Here is a 19467-nt window from a genome sequence, read left to right on the forward strand (position 1 = left end):
CCGCCATGAAAGCCGGTCCTTCCCAGGAAGAGGTCCGCCAGCAGAACCTGGGTGCCCTGCTGCGTCTGGTCCACTTCGACGGGCCGACCTCGCGGGCCGTCCTGGCCACCCGGCTCGGCCTCAACCGCAGCACCATCCTGGGCCTGGTCGGCGATCTGACGGCGGCGGGCCTGGTCCGCGAGGAACTGCCGCAGGAGACCGGCCGGGCCGGGCGGCCCTCGCTGGTCGTCCGGCCGGAGTCCGAGCGGGTGCACGTCCTGGCGGTGGACCTGGGCGTGGAGCGCCTGGCTGCAGCCCTCATCGGACTCGGCGGCGTGTTCCTGGACAGACGCGAGTGCCCCTGGCCCGACGGGCAGCCGCAGGACCCCGCACGCGTGGCCGCCGTCCTCGCGGGATTCGCCCACGAGATGCTGGCCGGCGCACCGGCCGGCAGCTCGTGCGTCGGCGTCGGCGTGGCGGTACGCGGCATCGTCCGCCATCCCGACGGGCTGGTCAGCCTCACTCCCAACATGGGTTGGAAGGGCGTCGACTTCGCCGGCGCGTTCGCCGACCGGCTGCGCCTGGACCTGCCGGTCCTCGTCGCGAACGAGGCCAATCTCGGTGCGCTCGCCGAGCACCGGCGCGGCATCGGCCGCGGAAGCCGGAACCTCGTCTACCTCCACGGCGAGATCGGCATCGGCGCCGGAGTGATCATCGACGGTGAGCTCCTGCGCGGCCGACGCGGATACGCCGGCGAGGCCGGCCACATGACCGTCAACCCGCACGGGGGACGGCCGTGCGGCTGCGGTGCCCGCGGCTGCCTGGAAGCCGAGGCAGGTGAGCGCGCCCTCCTGGAAGCCGCGGGCCGGGACGGCCGCGTCACCGGGGCCGACGCCGTGCGCTCGGTCGTCACCGCAGCCGACCGCGGAGACGTCACCGCGCGGGAGGCTCTGCACCGCGTCGGAGACTGGCTCGGCATCGGCATCGCGAACCTCGCCAACCTCCTCGACCCGGACCTGGTCATCCTCGGCGGCACCCTCCGGGACGTCTTCCTCGGATCCGCCGCCCAGGTGCGCAGCCGGATCAACACCAATGCCCTCGCCGCAGTGCGGGAGAACCTGCGGCTGCGGATCAGCGAACTCGGTGCCGACACCGTCCTGATCGGCGCCGCCGAACTGGCGTTCTCCGCGGTGCTCACCCGGCCGCTGGAGACGCTCACCCGCACCTCGGAGCAACCGACGCTCCCCGAGCCGGAGTAGACCGGCGGGCCACCTCGGCGTGGTGGGCAACCGCCCACCGCCCGAGACGCAACGCCGCACGCCGAAGGCCTCCCACGCCTGGTGTCCCGACCCGATCGCCGCCCACCGGTCGCCGTCACGCACGGTAGCCGGCTCCGGGCCGACAGTGGGAGGTGGGAGGCGGATTGCCCGTTGCCAGAGCCCGCTCGTGCTCCGGGCGGGACCATGGGTGTATGGCGAAGGACAAGGGCTCCTCTCCCCGGCCTCCGGACCGCTCGGGCGTCCGCCGGAGGCGGCGGCCACGCCCTGTCCCGCCGGAGCCGTCGGTGCGGCGGCTGCGGTCGGTGATGGGCATCCGCAGCGTCGCGGGTCAGATTTTCGTCCTCCAGGTGTCGATCGTGCTGTTGCTCGTGGTGGCGGCGGTCGTCGCGCTGCTGGTCGAGTCCCGCAGCGACCGGTTCGCCGCAGCGCGTGACCGCTCGCTGGCGGCGGCCGAGGCGTTCGCCCACAGCCCCGGCCTGGTGGCGGCGATCCAGGGCCCTGATCCCAGCGCGGTGCTCCAGCCGTTGACCGAGGAGGCCCGCAAGGCCGCCCAGGTCGACTTCATCGTGGTGACCGACCGGAACGGCATCCGCTTCACCCACCCCCAGCCGGAGCAGATCGGCAAGAAGTTCGTCGGCACCATCGGGCCGTCGCTGCAGGGCGGGATCACCGTCGAGCAGGTGCACGGCCCGCTCGGCCAGGAGTTCCAGGTGGTGGTCCCGGTGGAGGACGCCCGGGGCGCGGTCGTGGGCATCGTGTCGTCCGGGATGAAGGTCGCCAACGTGAGCAGCGCGATCGACCGCCAGCTGCCGGTCGTCCTGGCCGCCGGTGCCGTCGCGCTCGGCCTGGCCACGACCGGAACCGCGCTGGTGGGCAGGCGTCTCCTGCGGCAGACCCGCGGCTTGGGGCCGGAGGAGATGACCCGGATGTACGAGCACCACGACGCGGTCCTGCACGCGGTGCGCGAGGGCGTGGCCATCGTCAGCGGCGACGGCCGGGTCCTGCTCGCCAACGACGAAGCGCGGCGGCTGCTCGACCTGCCCGCCGACGCGGAGGGGCGCGCCGTCGCCGACCTCGGCCTCGCCCCCCGTACGACCGGACTGCTGACCTCGGGCCGTCCCGTGACCGACGAGGTGATCCCCGTCGGCGACCGACTGCTGGCGGTCAACAACCGCCCGACCGACACCGGGGGAGGCCCGCCCGGGAGCGTCACCACCCTGCGCGACTCCACCGAGCTGCTCGCCCTGACGGGTAAGGCCGAGGTCGCCCGCAGTCGGCTCAGGCTCCTGTACGACGCGAGCGTGGCCATCGGAACCACCCTGGACGTCCGGCGCACCGCGGAGGAACTCGCCCGGACGGCCACCCGGGAATTCTGCGACTACGCGACCGTCGACCTCGTCGAGGAGGTGCTGCGCGGCGAGGAGCCGCAGACCCTGACGGTCGGGGCCCCGGTGGTACTGCGACGGGTGGCCGTCACGGGCCTGCGGGACGATTCGCCGCTGTACCCCCAGGGAGAGCTGGTCACGTGGGCGGGGAGCACCCCGCAGGCGGCGGGCGTCGTCAGCGGGCGCTCCGTGCTGGTCCCCGAGCTGGCGACCGACGCCGGGTGGCGCAGGCAGGACGCCGAGCGCACGCAGGCGGTGCTGGAGTTCGGCCTGGCGTCGATGATCGCCGTGCCCCTGACGGCGCGGGGTGTGCTGACGGGCGTGGCCTGCTTCTGGCGCAGCCGGGACAGGGGACCGTTCGACGAGGACGACCTGTCCGTGGCCGAGGAGCTGGCCGCCCGGGCCGCCGTGTCCGTCGACAACGCCCGCCGCTTCACCCGCGAGCACACGATGGCGGTCACCCTGCAGCACAGCCTGCTGCCGCGCGCGTTGCCCGAGCAGAGCGCGCTCGACCTCGACTACCGCTATCTGCCCGCCCAGGCAGGCGTCGGCGGCGACTGGTTCGACGTCATCCCGCTGTCGGGGACCCGGGTCGCCCTCGTCGTGGGCGACGTGGTCGGCCACGGACTGCACGCGGCCGCGACCATGGGCCGCCTGCGCACCGCCGTCCAGAACTTCTCCACCCTGGACCTGCCGCCGGACGAGCTCCTCGGACACCTGGACGAACTGGTCGCCCACATCGACCAGGAGACGGCCGCGGTTGAGGGACAGCTCTCGATCACCGGCGCCACCTGCCTCTACGCCGTCTACGACCCCACCACAGCGACCTGTGTCCTGGCCCGGGCCGGTCATCCCCCGCCCGCCCTCGTCCACCCGGACGGCACCGTGGAGGTCCTCGGGCTCCCCGCCGGCCCGCCGCTCGGCCTGGGCGGAATGCCCTTCGGAGCCACGGAGGTGCGCCTGCCGCCGGGCAGCAGCCTGGTGCTCTACACCGACGGCCTCATCGAGGACCGCACCCGCGACATCGGCGTCGGCCTGGACGTCCTCGGCACCACCCTGGCCCACCCCGGCCGGTCGCCGCAGGAGATCTGCGACGCCGTGCTGTCGGCCCTGCTGCCCGCCCGGCAGACCGACGACATCGTCCTCCTCGTCGCCCGAACCCGCGTGCTGGAGCCCGACCGGATCGCCGAGTGGGAGGTGAGCGCCACTCCTGCGGCCGTGGCCCGGGCCCGCGCCGACGCGGCCCGACAGCTCGCCGAGTGGGGCCTGGACGAGGCCGGCTTCGTCACCGAACTTGTGCTCAGCGAGCTGGTGACCAATGCCATCCGCTACGCGAGCGGACCGATCAAGGTGCGCCTGATCCACGACCGCACGCTGATCTGCGAGGTCTCCGACACCGGCAGCACCGCCCCCCACCTGCGCTACGCGGCCGCCGAGGACGAGGGAGGCCGTGGCCTGTTCCTCGTCGCCCGGCTCGCCGAACGCTGGGGTGTCCGCTACACGCCCGAAGGCAAGATCATCTGGGCCGAACAGTACCTGTAGCCGACCGCCCCGGTCGCGACGGCGGCCACCCGCCGCCGGTCACGCCGGCGTCTCGCAGAGGTTCTCCACCTCGCGCTGCCGGAGCACCTGCGGCCGGCCGTCCGGGTGGATCAGCAGCGTCACACCGCCGCTGAACAGGAAGCCGCCGGGGGCGTGGTGGGGTTGCCGGGGCGGATCGCGGCGCTGATGTGCGAGGAGGCGGGGACCTTCCACACCGCCTCCCCGGGAGCCGGGCTTCCGGGGAGGCGGCGGGGCGGGAAGTCAGCTCAGGGTGCTGATCGCGGACGCGTCGTAGGGACGGAGGTCGGCGAAGCGGCCGCCGAGCACCTTGGCGGCCCACTCCGGGTCCTGGAGGAGGGCGCGGCCGACGGCGACGAGGTCGAACTCGTCGCGCTCCAGGCGGTCGAGGAGGTTGTCGAGGCCCTGGAGAGCGGAGCCCTGGCCGGCGAAGGCGCCCAGGAAGTCGCCGTCGAGGCCGACGGAGCCGACGGTGATGGTGGGACGGCCGGTGAGCTTCCTGGTCCAGCCGGCCAGGTTGAGGTCGGAGCCGTCGAACTCGGGCGTCCAGTAGCGGCGGGTCGAGGCGTGGAAGGCGTCGACGCCGGCCTCGGCGAGCGGGGTGAGGATCGCCTCCAGCTCCTGGGGGGTCTCGGCGAGGCGGGCGTCGTAGTTCCCCAACTTCCACTGCGAGTAGCGGAAGATCACCGGGAACGCGGGAGAGACGGCCTCGCGCACCGCGGCGACGAGCTCGGCCGTGAACCTCGTCCGGGCGACCGGGTCGCCGCCGTAGGCGTCGGTGCGCCGGTTGGTGCCGGCCCACAGGAACTGGTCGAGCAGGTAGCCGTGGGCGCCGTGCAGTTCGACGCCGTCGAAGCCGATCCGCTCGGCGGCCGCGGCGGCTTCGGCGAACGCCTGGACGACGGCGTCCAGGTCGGTCCGGGTCATCGCCCGCCCCGCCCCCTCGGTGCCGTCCAGCCGGATGCCGGACGGGCCGACGGCGGGGGCGCCGGCGAAGGGAGGGTCGTTCTGGTCGCGCACCATGCCGATGTGCCAGAGCTGCGGCACGATGGTGCCGCCCGCCGCGTGGACGTCCTCGGCGACGCGGGCCCACCCGGCCAGCTGCTCCTCGCCGTGGAAGCGAGGGACGTCGTCGCTCTGACCGGCGGACTCGTGGCCGACGTACGTTCCCTCGGTGACGATCAGGCCGACGCCCGCGGCGGCGCGCCGCGCGTAGTACGAGCGCACGTCCTCGCCGGGCACGCCGCCAGGGGAGAACTTGCGCGTCATCGGCGCCATCACGATGCGGTTGGGCACGGTCAGCCCGTTGATCGTGACGGGCCGGGACAGGATCTCGGTCGCGCGGGAGGCGGAGGGCTCAGTGACGGTCATGGGGATTCCTCGCGGATGGCAGTGGATGGTGCCGGGACGGAAACGGTTGACCGTGCCAACCATCCCGACGCTCCCCGCATTTCGCCCGCCGCACCGGACCCGCTGTGATCCGCGCCACTCCTCGCCGCCCCCCCGGACGGTCAGGTGGGCGGCTGGGGGTGGGCGATGAGGAGTTCGGCGAGGGTGCGGACGCCGAAGCCGGTGGCGCCGGCGGGCCATTCGGCGTGGTCGGTGTCGGAGAGGGCGGTGCCCTGGATGTCGAGGTGGGCCCAGGGGATGTGGGGCGGGACGAACTCGCGCAGGAAGTGGCCGGCCAGCAGGGCGGTGCCGTGCCGGGTGCCGAGGGTGTAGTTGACCAGGTCGGCGATCCGGGAGCGGAGCTGGGGCCGGTAGGCGTCGGGCAGCGGGAGCGGCCAGAGCGGTTCGCCGGCTCGGGCGCCGGCTGCCCGCAGACGGTCGATCAGGGCGTCGTCGGTGCCCATCAGTGCGGCGATCCGGCGGCCCAGGGCGATCGCGGCGGCGTCGGTGAGGGTGGCGATGTCGATGATCGCCTGCGGCTTGGTCTCGGCGGCCAGGACGAGCGCGTCGGCCATGATCAGGCGGCCTTCGGCGTCCGCGTGGCAGATCTCGACGGTGGTGCCGTCGCGCATCACCAGGACGTCCCCGACCCGGATCGGATCGGCGTTGGGCATGTTCTCGGTGAGCGGCAGCCAGGCGTCCACGGCGACGGGGCAGTTCAGCGCGCCCAGGACGGACATCGCGCCGAGGACGGCGGCCGCTCCGGCCATGTCGGCCTTCATTCCGGCGAGGTGCGCGTTGGGCTTCAGCGACAGGCCGCCGGCGTCGAAGGTCACGCCCTTGCCGACCAGGGCGATCCGTTCGGTCCAGCGGCTGGGCCGGTAGCCGAGCTTGACCAGCCGGGGCGGCACCAGGGAGCCCCGGCTGACCCCGAGCAGGCCGCCCAGCCGCTCGGCGGCGATCCGCGGGCCGTCCCAGACCTCGCAGTCCAGCCCGGTCTCCGCGGCGATCTCGGCGGCGCGTTCGGCGAAGGCGGGCGGGGTGAGGGCCTCGCCGGGTTCGTTGACCAGGTCACGTGCCAGGAGGACGGCTTCGGCCAGCCGACGGCCCTCGAACAGGCCGCGGACGGCATCCGGGGTCTCCGGGGCGAGCACCTCGACGAGCTGGTCGGTCGGCGCGCCGGCGCCGCTCCGGTACCGGGTGAACCGGTAGCCGCCGAGCAGGTAGCCCTCGACCAGCGGCCGCAGGTCCGGGCCCGGCGGGTGGACGGCCAGGTGCCGGTAGGCGGAGACCGCCCGGGCCAGCCCGGCCGCCGCGGCCCGGATCGCGTCCCGGTCCAGCCGGTCCCGAGGCCCGACGCCGAGCAGGACGGTCACCGGAGTGCCGGGCAGCTGCAGGACCTGGCCCACCTCGCCGTCGAACCCGGTGCCGGCCAGGAACGCGGCGGGCAGGTCGGCGGGCGGCTCGCCGGCCCACACCGGCCGTACGACGGCCTCGGCGCCGGCCCCAGCCCCGGCACCGGCCTCCGCTCCGGGGTCCGTCTCCGGGCGCAGCACCCAGGTGACGCTCACGCCCGCTCCCGCCGGGCGGCGCGCCGGACCGCGCCCCAGGCCTCCAGGTCGGCGAGGTAGGTGCGGGCCAGCTCGTCCATGCCGTTGGCCGCGCCGACCGCCGCCCAGCCGCGGGCCGCGGAGACGGCGTACGGGTCCAGCCGGAGGGCCTGGAGGTAGCAGTCCTCGGCGAGGACCGGCTGGCCGGCCCGCCGGAAGCACTCGGCCGCCGACGCGTAGCCGAAGGCGGTGGAGACCGGGCCGAGCCGGGCGGTGCGCAGGTAGCTGTCGGCCGCCTCCCGGGGGAGGTCGCGCCGCAGCAGGCCCTCCGCGACCTCGATGTGGGTCTTGGGCTCGTACGGGTCCAGGGCCAGCGCCTCCGCGACCAGCCGGTCGCCCCGCTCGTCCTCGCCGAAGGCGTAGCACTCCTTGGAGCGGCTCTCCACACAGGCCCGCAGGTTCTCCCGCTTGAGGAACTCCTGGTACGGCCCCTCGGCGGGCACCGCCCGGGCGAGCTCCTCGGCGCGGTCCATGTCGCGGGCCAGCAGGTCGCGGTCCCTGGCCATGAACGGCACGAAGCTGACGCTGCGGTAGAACCGGCTCTCCGCCATCATCTTCTCGAACTCGGAGCGGTCCGGGTCCGCCAGCAGCTCCTCCATCGCCCGGGCGCCGATCCCGCGCCAGCGCGCCGCCTCCTCCAGCGAGCGGGTCTCGCGGGCGTGGAACACCACGGCCACCACGGCGATGACGAACCGGAGGTGGGTCGGGCAGGCCGGGTGTTCCGCGACGGCGAAGGAGGTCTCCGGGGTGGCCACCGCCCTGGTGCCGATGGAGCCGACGTAGCGCACCAGGTCGCGCCAGTGGTGCAGCCGCAGTTCGGCCGGGGTACGAAGCCGGTCGACCGGCACGGCGGGGATCAACTCCAGGACCAGCTTGGTGAATCCGAGCCGGTACAGCACCATGGCGATCTGCTGCTGCCGCTCGGGCTCGCAGGCCTCGAAGTCGTCCAGCCATTCGCACAGCCGGTTCCAGCGCGGCGTGCGCAGGTGCTCGGGCAGCTCGGCGGGGTGGTCGACCGCGAACTCGGTCAGCCCGGACTCGCGGATCAGGTTGCCCCGGAAGGCCGGCGGCATGAGGCGCTGCCAGTTGACCTCGGCCCGGTCGCTCCCGCGCTCGGCGAACTCGTAGGCCAGGCTGGGAAGTCGGGCGTACAGGCCGGGGGACTCGGACTCGCCCAGGTTGAAGTACGAGGCGTACATCCGGTAGTGCCAGTTGTTGGCGTACGGCCGTTCCCGGTCCCGGGTGGCGGCGCGTTCGGTCAGTTCGGCCAAGGGGAGGTCGCCGTCCCGCCGACAGGCGTCCAGCAGCGCGTCCCTGGTGGCGCCGGCGCGCGGTGCGGCGCGGAAGGCCCGTTCGTTGAGCACCCGGGCGAACTCGGTGTGCCCGAGCTCGCGGGCGCAGTCGGCGGCCCGCAGCAGGGCGAAGCCGGTGCCGAAGGGGCCGAGCCGGGCGGCGTGCAGGTAGCCGGCCAGCGCCTGCTCGTGCTCGCCCGCGCGCTCGTGGGCCTGTGCCGCCTGCATCCGGATCTTCACGTCCGAGGGGTCGAGGGCCAGGCCCTCCTCGACGGCGGCGCGCTCGGCCTCGCTGTCGCCCATCCGCACCGCGATCTCCAGGTGCCGGTCGAGCAGCCGCCGACGGGTCTCCAGCAGGACCAGCTCGTCGTCCTGGTCGGGGGCGGTCAGCTCGGCGACGCTCGCCCGGACGTCGGCCAGCAGTGCCCGGGCGCCGGTGAAGTCCCGCTGCCGCTCGGCGTACATCACCTCGCGCAGCGCCAGCCGGGCGGTCACCACGGTGTGGGTGAAGCCGGTGAGCTCGCCGGCGATGTCCTTGAGCAACTCCCGGGCGCGGCCGAGGAAGACGGGCGCGGCGGAGTCGTCCCCGGCGTGGCGGGCGAGCAGGTAGCCCCAGCCGGCCACCGCCTGGACGTGGGCGATCGTGGGCGCGGGGTGGTCGGCCAGCACCCGGTAGGCGGCCGTGGCCCGCTCGGAGAGGCCCTCGGAGCCGAACAGGGCGGCCGCGCGGGCGGCCTGCACGGCGGCGGTCACCTGGTCCTGGCAGGCCGCCGGGTCGAGGTCCGCCGGGACGACGTCGAGCACCGCGTCGGGGAGGCAGACCGCGAGCAGCCAGTGCGCGAGGCCGGACCGGTCCAGCTGGTCCAGCTCGGCGTGCCGCCGGTACGCCTCGGTCATCCGCCGCCAGGCGGGGGAGGCCAGCTCGTCGGGCAGGTCGGTCGGGACCGCCGCCCGGTAGGCGGTCAGCCGGGACTCCTGCACCAGCAGCCGGCGGTAGCTCGCGGGCATCGACATGCCGAACCGCAGCGCGCCCGGAGAAGGGTTCTCGAAACGCCGGGCGGCGAGGACCGCGGACCGTGCCTGAATGACCGTGGCCGGTGATTCGGCGCCGTCGAAGTACGGGCGGTGCACCTCGTAGGTGAGCCAACTCGGCGCGTTGACCCCGACGATTCCGTGACTGAATTCCCACCGGTTCACGCGGTAATTCCTCTACATTTCGTGGGCCGGGCGCCGGGCGATCGGCAAGATGCCCCGCGATGGAATCCGGGGCGTGCCCGGATTCCATCGCGGGGTGGTGGAGCGCCGGGATCAGACGCCGGCGTCGTCGATCAGACAGGTCCAGCAGTCCGCCGCACCAGTGCTGATCTCGACCTCGTCCTCCAGGGACTCCCAGGTCTCGTAAGCCATTTTGCAACCCCTCTCTTTTCACGGGCCGGTCCGGATATCCGGGCCGGCGAAGCGGTTGAGCGTTATTCTTCGCGAACCGGAACAGCGCCGTCAAGGCTTGTGCACGGCAAGCTCCGAGAGAATCTCCGCCACTTCTTCATCGGTTGTCCAGAAATGCGGTGAGACGCGGACCCAGCCGTCCGGAACGGAAACGTGTATTCCGGCCGACGCCAATCGCCGGACGATCTCCGCCCCCTCCGTCCGGCCACCGGCGAAACTCACCACGCCCGAGTGCCCGGTGCCGTCCGGGGGGATCGCCGACCGGTACCCGAGCCCGGCGATCCCGGTGCGCAACCGGTCGGCCAGGGTGCGCACCCGCTCGGCGACCGCCGGGATGCCGGTCTGCTCCAGCTCGGCCAGGGCGGCGGCGAGCCCGGCCATGCCGACCAGGTCGTACATCCCGCCCTCGACCCGGGCGGCAGAGGCCCGCTCGGGCAGGTCGTAGCGCAGGTGTCCGGGCCCCTTGGACACCTCTGCGGCGCCCTGGTAGCCGAACCAGCCGGTGGGTGTGGTGCGCAGCAGTTCCAGGCGGTCGGCGCGGCAGTAGAACACCCCGGTGCCCGGCGGCCCGCACAGCCACTTGTGCGCGCCGGCGGCCAGGAAGTCCACCGGGGTGTCGGCCACCGACAGTGGCAGCGCGCCGAAGCTCTGCACGGCGTCCACGCAGACCAGCGCCCCGACCCCGGCGGCCAGTTCGCAGATCCGGTCGAGGTCGCAGCGGAAGCCGGTGGCGAAGTTGACGTGGCTGACCGCCACCAGGCGGGTGGCCGGTCCGACGGCCGCCGCCACGTCCTCGATCCGGTAGCCGCCGTCGCGCATCGGCACCCAGACCGGCTCGACCCCGAGTCGGCGCAGTCGCAGCCACGGCCGCACGTTGGCCGGGAAGTCCCGGTCGAACAGCACGACCTGGTCACCCGGGCGCCACTCCAGACCGTCGGCCACCAGGTGGATGGCGGCCGAGGTGTTGGGGACGAAGGCGACCTCCTCGGGCGTACAGCCGAGCAGCCGGGCGACGGACTGCCGGGCGGCGTTCCGGGCGCCGAAGAGGGGGCCGACCCTGGCGCTGCCGTACGGAAGCACCTCGTCCACGGCGGTGCGCATCGCGGCGACGGCGGCGGGCCGGAGCCGTCCCAGCCCGGCGTAGTCGAGGTAGACGTCACCGGCGGCGCCACCGGGTCGGCGGGCCCCGGTCACGAGGCCGGCCGGAGGGTGCGGACGGCACGGGCCGCGCCGACCGCCATCCAGCCGGCCACCAGCAGGGGCACGCCGTGCAGCAGCAGCACCCACTGGGCCACCCAGGCCGGCTGCAGCACCAGGCTGGTGACCAGCAGGCCGGACATGAAGCCCGCGTTGACCGTGATCTGGGACAGCCCGAAGGCCCTTCCCCGCCGCCCGTCGGGCAGTTGCTGGAGGGACTGCTTGTAGGTGATCTCGCTCAGGGCGTCGCCCAGACCGGCCCCGGCGGCCGCCAGCAGCCTCGGCCACCAGCCGTCGAGCCAGAACACGCCGATGAAGCCCAGCGACATCACCATGGTGGCGACGCAGTACACCGGAGCCGGTGCGCGTTCGACGAGGCGCTTGGCCAGCGGACGCAGCACGAAGCTCGCCAGCAGCAGGCCGGCCGCCCAACTGCCCCACACCGCACCGGAGACCACGGCGGGCTCGGTCGGGCGCAGCTCGGTGCCCAGCAGTGGCAGTCCGACGTGCTGGGAGGCACTGCCGAACGCGTCCAGCCCGCGCAGCACGACCAGGCCGGCGAGTCCGGCGGCCACCAGCAGCGGCCAGGCACCGGAACGGTCCCTGGCCGCGGCCGCCGCGCCGTCCGGCTCCCGCATCCGCAGGCGCAGCGCGAGCAGCACCGCCGCGGAGAGCGCGTAGCTGGACGCGTCCAGCCCGAACACCCAGCGGTACCCGGCCAGGGGGACCAGGACGGCGGCGAGGCCCATGCCGACCATGAAGGCCACTCCCTTGAGGCCGGCCAGCGCGCTGTTCACCGAGGGGGTGCGCGGCCCGGCCAGTACGGGCGTGGCGGCGGACAGCGTGGCCTCGAACACCGAGCGCCCGGTGCCGATCACCGCCACCGCCGGGTACAGCCACCAGTTCTGCGCGCCCGTCGGCAGGAGTGCCAGCAGGGCCAGCATCAGCGCCCGGGCGAGGTCGGCGCCGATCATCACCCGGCGGCGGTCCCAACGGTCCCCGTAGCGGTGCCCCAGCCGGCCGCCCCCGATCGCACCGGCGTACAGCGCCACGCTGACCAGTCCGGTTTCCAGGGTCGACCGGCTGTGTTCCCAGACGAAGACGGACAGGCAGATGAAGTCGAGCGCGTAGCCGACGTCCGATATCGTCTTGGCGGTCAGAAGGACCGCCAGTTGACGGCGACTCGCCGAGGCCGCCTGCCGTGCCACTTCGGTGCCGGCCATCACGGCGCCCATGAACCTCTCAACTCCCCGGTTGTGTGAGGGCTGTCATGATTCCCTCACCAACCCTCCACGGGCAAGAGGTAGTTCATGAGAACGCTCGGATCAGGTCGTGAGCCGCCCGCGGGGTCGGCGGAGTCAGGCCGTCAGTGGGGCGGCGTCGGCAGCGTCGAGCGCGGGTTCTGCGGGTCCGGGGGCGGGGCCTGGGGTGCAGGTGCGGATGCCGTGGACGATGCGGGCGGCCCAGTCGGCGGGGCGTTCGTGGCCGAGGAGGCGGGAGAGCCGGTCCATCCGGGCGCGCCGTTCGGCGGGGCCCAGGTCGAGGGCGCGGGCGAGGACGGTGCTGAGGTCCTCGCGGGAGCGGGGATCGGTGAGCAGGGCGGCCGCGCCGAGTTCGGTGGCGGCGCCGGCGTGGCGGGAGAGCACCAGGACACCCGGGCCCCGGCCGGTACGGGGGTGGGGCCGGGCGGCCTGGGCGGCGGTGAACTCCTTGGCGGTGAGGTTCATCCCGTCCTGGAGGGAGGTCACCCAGAGGACGTCGGCGGCCAGGTACTCGTCGACCACCTCGGCGGCGGACAGGCTGTGGGGGAGGTAGTCGATCGGCTGCCAATGACCCTGCTGCCACGTGGCGTTGACGGCGGCGACGCGCTGTTCGAGGTGGTGGCGGGTGGTGTCGTAGGCGGTGATGCCGGGTTCCGGTGGCGGGCAGACCAGCCGGAAGGTGAGCCGGCCGCGCAGCTCGGGGCGCAGGGCGAGCAGGTGGTCGATGGCGTCGACCTTCTGGATCGGGGCCTTGGCGTAGTCGAGGCGTTCCACCGACAGCACCAGCCGCCGGCCGGTGGCCGGGCGGTGGTGGTGGGGCGTGCGGCGGCGGGACGCACGGCGGGCGAGCTCCTCGACGGCCGGCCGGTCGATCCCGAGCGGGTGGACGGCGGTGTGCGGCGGGTCGGGCCAGTCGGCCAGGGTCCGGCGGAAGTGCCCGGCGAAGTCCTCGGTGTGGAAGCCCGCCCAGTCGAGACAGCCCAGTGAGCGGCGCAGTTCGTCGGCCACGGGGAGGGTGGCGAAGACCTCGGGGGCAGGGAAGGGGGTGTGGTGGAAGAGCCCCGTCCTGAGGTCGGGGCGGAGGCGGCGGAGCAGGCCGGGGACCAGCCACAGGTTGTAGTCGTGGAGCCAGACGGTGGCGCCGGGCGCGGCCTGACCGCTGATGTGCTCGGCGAAGCGGGCGTTGACCGTGCGGTAGTCGGCCCAGGCCCGTTCGTCGTGGACGGACCGCTCCGGTTCGGACATCAGCACCGGCCAGAGCGTCTCCTTGCACGCGCGGTGGAAGTAGCCGTCCCAGGTGGCGGTGTCCAGCGGTACGGGGGACAGCGGCAGGGTGGTGGGCCGCGGGTGCGCGGCGAGCCGGTCGCGGCCGGTCAGTGCGGTGACCCAGACGCCCGACAGGCCGTCGGCGAAGGCACTGCTCAGGGTGGGCAGGATGCCGTTGGGGCTGCGGGGCGGCTGCCAGCGCTCGCCGTTCCAGTGGAGCGGGGGGCGGTGGTAGGCGACCACGAGGGAGTGCGGGCCCGCGGCGCGCTCGGGGCCGGGGCGCCGGCTGCCGGGGTCGCGGTTCCGGGTGCCGGGGTCGGGTTCGGAGGGGAGCCAGCCGAGTTCGCGGAGCGCCGCGTGGATGCCGCCCGCCCCGGCCCGGTCGGCGCGGTGGACCCGGGGGTCCTCGGCGAGGGCGGCGAGCAGGGCGGGTTCCGCTCCGGCGACGGCCACCGCGTGGGTGCCCAGCCGGAACAGCGAGAGGTCGTTGAGGGAGTCCCCGGCGACCAGGATGTGCTCGGGCTGCCAGCCCAGCTTCGCGGCCAGGGCCCGCAGGGCGTTGCCCTTGGAGGCGCTCTGCGGCAGGACGTCGAAGTAGCGGTCCGCCGAGTACACCCAGGTGCAGCCGAGGGCTTCGACGGCGGCGACGAGCTCGTCGGTCAGCCCGTCCGGGGCGAGGTGGTAGGAGCAACGGCCGTTCTGGACGACGCCGTGCTGGTAGGCGAGCGCTGGGAAGCGGCGCAGTGCGGCGCGGACCCGGTCGTGGCCCGGCCAGCCGGCCCGCAGCTGTTCCTGGACCGGGTCGACGGGGGTGAGGTCGGTGCCGTCGACGACGGTCGCGCCGACGTCGGCGATGATCCACCGGGGCCGTGGGACGAGCGGATCGCGGAGGACCTCGCGGATCGACGACGGCCCCCGACCGGTGGCGAAGACCGTCGTCACCTCGGGGTGACGGGCCAGGGCGTCCCGTAATCGGATCCGGTCGTCCTGGGTGCCGCCGAGCAGTGTGCCGTCCAGATCGGTGACCAGAATCCTCGACATCCGAGGGACGCTAACACGATCACGCCCGGTGGTGAAGTGTTCACCCCACGTTGGTAGTTGTCCGGGACGGCCGGTCGGGGTGGCGGTCGAGGCGGGGAGCGAGGTGGCGGTCGAGCCGGCGGGTGAGGTCGGCGGCGTGCAGGGCGGCGCTGGAGCCCGGGCCGGTGGTCGCCGCGGCTCCGCAGAGCGTCGCCGCGGTGAGACAGTCGGGCAGGTTCCAGCCTTCGAGCAGCCCGTGCACCAGACCGGCGTTGAAGCAGTCGCCCGCCGCTGTCGGGTCGATGCCGGCGGCCTCGGGGACCGGTGGTGCGTCGAACCGCTCGCCGTCCCGGACCGCGAGCGCGCCCTGGGCGCCGCGGGTGACCACGACGGTGGGCACCAGGGCGGCGATCGCGGCGATCGCGCCGTCCAGGTCGCCGGCACCGGTCAGGCGGAGGGCCTCCGCGTCGTTGGGGGTGAAGACGTCGACCAGGGCGAGGGCCTCGCGCACGGCCGGGTCGTCGAGCGTCGCCGGAGTGTCGTGGCAGTCCATGACCACCAGCGTGCCGAGCCGATGCGCCGCCCGTAGACCCGCCACTGTGGCCTTGTCCCAACGGAGTTGGGGCAGCAGCAGCACGCGCGGGTGCAGCCGGTCGAGCAGGGGCCCGAGCGGCTGGCCGTCCACCGGGTCCTGGAAGCTGACCATCGCCCGGTCGTCGGCGGAGGCGAGGGCGACGGTCAGGCTCCGGACCGGGAAGGGGTGGTGGCGGTAGGCGCCCTCGGCCAGCCCCTCCTGCCTGGCGCAGGCCAGCACGTGGGCGCTGAACGGGTCGGTGCCGAAGTCCGTGCTCCACAGGACCTGTCGCCCCAGCCGGTGCAGTGCCATCGCGAGGGTGTACGCGCCGCCGGGCACCAGGCCGAAGCCGTCGGCGAAGACCTCGGTCCCGGGCCGCACCGGCCGGGCCAGACCGTGGAACACCAGATCAGCGAAGTACGCCCCGGAGACGAGGACTTCGCACGATCGCACCGCTGGGTTGGTCTCCATCCAGTGAGGATACGGCCCGTGGGCGGCGGCGGAAGACCGTGCGCGGGCCCGCCTCCTGGGAGACCGTTCCGCCGGGACGCCGGGACGCCGGGACGCCGGGACGCCGGGACGCCGGGACGCCGGGACGCCGGGACGCCGGGACGCCGGGACGCTCGGAGGGACCCGACTCTCCCTGCAGACGGTGGCCGAGCCGGTGTTGGCCGGGCTGGTGTGGGCCGGGCCGCAGTACCGGGGGCCTGTGGGATTCCGGCGAGAGGGCCGCGCGCGGGGCGCGAGGCAACTGGTCGGTTGGAGCGACACCGCCCGCCCGGGCCCCACCAGCTCCGTGTTCCCGGGGACGGAGCCGGTCATCCGGCCCGAGCACTTCGACGCCGGGACACGGTCGACGCGGTGAACCACGGCATCTCGCCCGGGGACGCGTCCTTGCCGAGCCGTACGCGTACGTCGGTCCGCGTGCCCCGTGGCGGGGGGAGTTCCGGAACGCGTCGTTCGGGGCGGCCCGGACGGCCCACGAACTCGGCGGGGTCGGCGGGCCCATGGACTTCCTGGAGCAGGGCCGCCGACCGGCCGTCGAGGCCTGGCGGACTGGCCAGGCCTCGACGGGAGGTCGTCAGCTGTGCTGCCAGTTCACCGAGAAGTCGGTGTCAGTGACGAGCGCGCTGGTGGTGGCCTTGGTGACGCCGCCCTCGGCCATGTCGATGCTCGACGCCTTGGCGGCAGCGAGGCTCTGCCCGTTGACGGTGGCGTCGGTGAACCCGACGGTGTGGAAGTCGGCCAGCGGGAGGACACCGAAGAGGCTGGACGGGGCTTCGGCGATCACCTCGGCGGACGCCAGGGTGGCGCTCTTCAGCGTCTTGCGGACGCTGCGGGACCAGCCCCGGGTGAGGTCGGTGAGGGAGAGCGTGAACACCCCGGAGCCATCGGTGGTGACGCTCGCGGTCAGGTGGTCGCCCGGCTCCACGGGATCGCGCAGGTCGACGGGGTAGGAAGGGAACATCTCGTACCAGGCGGAGTACACCGGGGAACCGCCGGAGCAGTCCGCCTCGGTGCCGATCTGCTCGACGGTCTTGCTGCCGTCGCCGTCGAGGCCGACCCAGAAGGCGGACCAGCTGTCGGTGTCGGTGCAGGTGACGGCCGGCTGGACCCAGTCGGCGCTGACGCTGGTGAACTTGCCACCGGTGGACACGTAACCGGCCCAGTTGGAGCTGGTGCCGTGCAGCACGCCCCCGCCGTGGTGGTGCGCGGCGATCGGGGCCAGGACGGGGGTGGCGGCGGGGAGGGCAGGTGAGGCACTGCCGAGAAGTGCCAGCAGGGCGGTGGCGGCGACGAAGGCGTGCCGACGGAACTTGGGCATGACTAGTCCCTTGGGAGAGGGCAGAGTTGACCAAACGTCGACAAAGCTACGTCGGGGGCGCGGGTTGACGGGCCAAAAAGGCGGCGTCGGAGACGGGAATCCCCTGGTCGGCCCAGCGCGGGCGGGCGGCGACCGGGAGCGGGCGGCGGCTGGGGTTGTGGGGCGGTGGGACCGGCGCCTCCTGTGCGCCCGTACCTGGATGAGCCCGCACGTGGATGAGGACGGATCACCCGTGTTTACGGAGTGACCCATCTGATTCGGGCGCGAGCCCGGTCCTTCAGGGCCGGGATAGCCCGTGCGGCCCGGGGCGCGGAGCGTTCCGGCCTCGGGCCGCAGCGTTTCAAGCTGGCCGTTGCTGCTGCTCGATGTACTGCTTGATGATCGACAGCGGGGCTCCGCCGCAGGAAGCGGCGAAGTAGGAAGGGGACCAGAAGTGCCCGCGCATGACGGCCTGGTTCACACGGCCGGTGAAGTCACGTCGGAGGATGCGGGCGGATACGCCCTTGAGGCTGTTCACCAGGCCGGACACCGAGACCTTCGGCGGGTAGTTGATCAGCAGGTGCACATGGTCCTTCTCGCCGTTGAACTCCTTCAACTCCGCCTCGAAGTCCTCGCAGACCTTGCGCATGGTCGCTTCGCAGACCGTCAGCATCTCGTCATCCAGGACGCCGCGCCGGTACTTCGTCACGAAGACCAAATGCACGTGCATCGCCGAAACCACGCTCCAGCCACGTCGATACTCCGTCAATTCACTCACAGACCAAATGGTGTGGTCAGTCGTGTGCAGCTCCGGTACAACTACCGCGTGTACCCCGAACCTGCCCAGTGCCGTGCGCTGGCCCAGGCGTTCGGATGCGCCCGCGTGGTCTTCAACGACGGCCTTCGGGCACGTCAGGAAGCCCATGCGGCGGGACTGCCGTACATCAAGGACACCGACCTGCAGAAGCAGGTCATCACCGCCGCGAAGCGCACCGAAGAGCGCGCGTGGCTGGGTGGGGTGTCCTCGGTGGTGCTGGTGCAGTCCCTCCGGGACCTGCACACGGCCTACCGGAACTTCTTCTCCTCGGTCACGGGCAAGCGCAAGGGGCCGAAGGTCGCCGCGCCGCGCTTCAAGTCCAAGCGGGACAGCCGGCAGTCGATCCGGCTCACCGCCAACGGGTTCTCTTTGCGCGAGTCAGGTCGCCTCTACGTGGCGAAGGTCGGAGACCTCGAAATGCGCTGGTCACGTCCGCTCCCGGCGAAGCCGACCAGCGTCACCGTCACCATGGACGCCGCCGGCCGGTACTGGGCCGGCTTCGTCGTGGACACCGGGCCGGACATCCTGCCCGAGCTGGACACCGAGACCGGCATCGACCTGGGCCTCACCCACTTCGCCGTGCTCTCCGACGGCCGCAAGGTGGACTCGCCGAAGTTCCTGCGCCGGGCGGAGAAGAAACTCAAACGCATGCAGAAGGCCCTGAGCCGCTGCGAGAAGGGATCGAAGAACCGGGCCAAAGCCCGCAAGAAGGTCGCACGTCAGCACGCCAAGGTGGCCGACCGCCGCCGGGACTGGCACCACAAGGAATTTACGAAGATCATCCGCGAGAATCAAGCGGTGTACGTGGAAGACCTCGCGGTGTCCGGCCTCGGACGGACACCGCTCGCCAAGTCCGTGCACGACGCCGGATGGTCCGCCTTCCTCAACATGCTGGAGTACAAGGCCATCAAGCACGGCCGCCACTTCGGCAGGACAGGCCGCTTCGAGCCCACCTCCCAGATCTGCTCGGCCTGCGGCATCAAGGACGGCCCCAAGCCCCTCGGCGTCCGCGAGTGGACGTGTGGGGACTGCGAGACCGTCCACGACCGCGACGTGAACGCCGCACGCAACATCCTGGCCGCCGGACGGGCGGACAGGCTAAACGCCTGTGGAGCGCGGGTAAGACCGGGACTCGTCCCGGCACAGCGCCGTGAAGCAGGAACCCACCGAGACGGTCAGACGACCGTGGCAGGAATCCCGGTCCTTTAGGGCCGGGAGGACGTCAATGCTCCAGCGATTTGTTCCGGGCGTCGGGGAGGGGTACTGTCTCCCAGTCGCTCGGCAGGGAGCACCGGACACGCAGGTTCTGCGCGGACGGTCCCGGGGCGGCCAATCCACAGAAACACCAGGTGCCGCTTCGGCGTGCCTGTTTATCGGGATTGCGACTGGATTCGGCTGGATTCGCTTTTCGGAGCGGGGGTCGGCTAGAGTTCGGAAGGTCGGACGGGGCGTCAAGCCTCGGAAGACACCGGCGAGTTGGATGAGGAAGCCCCGGAAAACGGAGCGGAAAACATCTGATAAGCTGGAAACACGAAAGAACGAAGCGCCCGGAGGGCCCGCTGGAAGGCGGTCCGAAGGAAGCGTCC

At 73.1% G+C, this 19467-nt stretch carries 13 protein-coding genes; 3 read left to right on the forward strand and 10 right to left on the reverse strand.

What is annotated here, in order from left to right; all coding sequences use genetic code 11:
• Positions 1–5: 5 nt before the first annotated feature.
• Complete coding sequence (locus ACIRVF_RS28080; protein WP_402823487.1) at positions 6–1238, forward strand: ROK family protein; 1233 nt, start codon at positions 6–8, stop codon at positions 1236–1238.
• A gap of 326 nt (positions 1239–1564) precedes the next feature.
• Positions 1565–4186, forward strand: coding sequence for a SpoIIE family protein phosphatase (locus tag ACIRVF_RS28085; protein WP_402823546.1), 2622 nt, complete (start codon positions 1565–1567; stop codon positions 4184–4186).
• A gap of 39 nt (positions 4187–4225) precedes the next feature.
• Here the strand turns inward: ACIRVF_RS28085 and ACIRVF_RS28090 are convergent, their stop codons facing one another.
• The 10 genes from ACIRVF_RS28090 to tnpA all read right to left on the reverse strand — a co-directional run bounded on the left by ACIRVF_RS28090 (position 4226) and on the right by tnpA (position 17842).
• Positions 4226–4399, reverse strand: coding sequence for a hypothetical protein (locus ACIRVF_RS28090; RefSeq protein ID WP_402823490.1), 174 nt, complete (start codon positions 4397–4399; stop codon positions 4226–4228).
• Between the two features lie 48 nt (positions 4400–4447).
• Positions 4448–5575 carry an NADH:flavin oxidoreductase gene (locus tag ACIRVF_RS28095; protein WP_402823493.1) on the reverse strand — a complete coding sequence of 376 codons (1128 nt, stop codon included), beginning with the start codon at positions 5573–5575 and terminating at the stop codon, positions 4448–4450.
• A 140-nt stretch (positions 5576–5715) separates the two neighbouring features.
• Complete coding sequence (locus tag ACIRVF_RS28100; RefSeq protein WP_402823496.1) at positions 5716–7164, reverse strand: leucyl aminopeptidase; 1449 nt, start codon at positions 7162–7164, stop codon at positions 5716–5718.
• A complete protein-coding gene (locus tag ACIRVF_RS28105) occupies positions 7161–9692 on the reverse strand; it encodes a hypothetical protein (RefSeq protein WP_402823499.1) in 2532 nt (843 codons plus the stop codon). The genes ACIRVF_RS28100 and ACIRVF_RS28105 overlap by 4 nt, the downstream gene beginning before the upstream one ends.
• A 300-nt stretch (positions 9693–9992) precedes the next feature.
• Positions 9993–11135, reverse strand: a complete 1143-nt coding sequence (locus ACIRVF_RS28110) for an aminotransferase class V-fold PLP-dependent enzyme (RefSeq protein ID WP_402823502.1) — start codon at positions 11133–11135, stop codon at positions 9993–9995.
• A complete protein-coding gene (locus ACIRVF_RS28115; RefSeq protein ID WP_402823505.1) occupies positions 11132–12373 on the reverse strand; it encodes an MFS transporter in 1242 nt (413 codons plus the stop codon). The genes ACIRVF_RS28110 and ACIRVF_RS28115 overlap by 4 nt, the downstream gene beginning before the upstream one ends.
• Positions 12374–12496: 123 nt before the next feature.
• The gene (locus ACIRVF_RS28120; protein ID WP_402823508.1) at positions 12497–14707 is read right to left on the reverse strand and encodes an HAD-IIB family hydrolase; all 2211 of its coding nucleotides are present in this window, start codon (positions 14705–14707) and stop codon (positions 12497–12499) included.
• Between the two features lie 40 nt (positions 14708–14747).
• Positions 14748–15731, reverse strand: coding sequence for a carbohydrate kinase family protein (locus tag ACIRVF_RS28125; RefSeq protein ID WP_402823511.1), 984 nt, complete (start codon positions 15729–15731; stop codon positions 14748–14750).
• Positions 15732–16341: 610 nt separating this feature from the next.
• On the reverse strand, positions 16342–17085 hold the full coding sequence (locus ACIRVF_RS28130; protein WP_402823514.1) for a G1 family glutamic endopeptidase: 744 nt from the start codon (positions 17083–17085) through the stop codon (positions 16342–16344).
• A 340-nt stretch (positions 17086–17425) separates the two neighbouring features.
• Positions 17426–17842 carry an IS200/IS605 family transposase gene (gene tnpA / locus ACIRVF_RS28135; RefSeq protein WP_402823517.1) on the reverse strand — a complete coding sequence of 139 codons (417 nt, stop codon included), beginning with the start codon at positions 17840–17842 and terminating at the stop codon, positions 17426–17428.
• A gap of 24 nt (positions 17843–17866) precedes the next feature.
• Here tnpA and ACIRVF_RS28140 point away from each other — a divergent pair, with 24 nt between their 5' ends.
• Positions 17867–19090: an RNA-guided endonuclease InsQ/TnpB family protein gene (locus ACIRVF_RS28140; protein WP_402823549.1), complete on the forward strand. Its 1224-nt coding sequence runs from the start codon at positions 17867–17869 to the stop codon at positions 19088–19090.
• Positions 19091–19467 lie beyond the last annotated feature (377 nt).

It is taken from the genome of Kitasatospora sp. NPDC101157, assembly GCF_044768255.1.
In the GTDB taxonomy this organism is placed as follows: domain Bacteria; phylum Actinomycetota; class Actinomycetes; order Streptomycetales; family Streptomycetaceae; genus Kitasatospora.

What these genes read in the sequence shown, in the direction of transcription:
- ACIRVF_RS28130 (WP_402823514.1), bottom strand. Translation starts at nt 17,085, where the DNA reads ATGCCCAAGTTCCGTCGGCACGCCTTCGTCGCCGCCACCGCCCTGCTG.
- ACIRVF_RS28095 (WP_402823493.1), bottom strand. Translation starts at nt 5,575, where the DNA reads ATGACCGTCACTGAGCCCTCCGCCTCCCGCGCGACCGAGATCCTGTCC.
- ACIRVF_RS28080 (WP_402823487.1), top strand. Translation starts at nt 6, where the DNA reads ATGAAAGCCGGTCCTTCCCAGGAAGAGGTCCGCCAGCAGAACCTGGGT.
- ACIRVF_RS28120 (WP_402823508.1), bottom strand. Translation starts at nt 14,707, where the DNA reads ATGTCGAGGATTCTGGTCACCGATCTGGACGGCACACTGCTCGGCGGC.
- ACIRVF_RS28115 (WP_402823505.1), bottom strand. Translation starts at nt 12,373, where the DNA reads ATGGGCGCCGTGATGGCCGGCACCGAAGTGGCACGGCAGGCGGCCTCG.
- ACIRVF_RS28125 (WP_402823511.1), bottom strand. Translation starts at nt 15,731, where the DNA reads ATGGAGACCAACCCAGCGGTGCGATCGTGCGAAGTCCTCGTCTCCGGG.
- ACIRVF_RS28085 (WP_402823546.1), top strand. Translation starts at nt 1,565, where the DNA reads ATGGGCATCCGCAGCGTCGCGGGTCAGATTTTCGTCCTCCAGGTGTCG.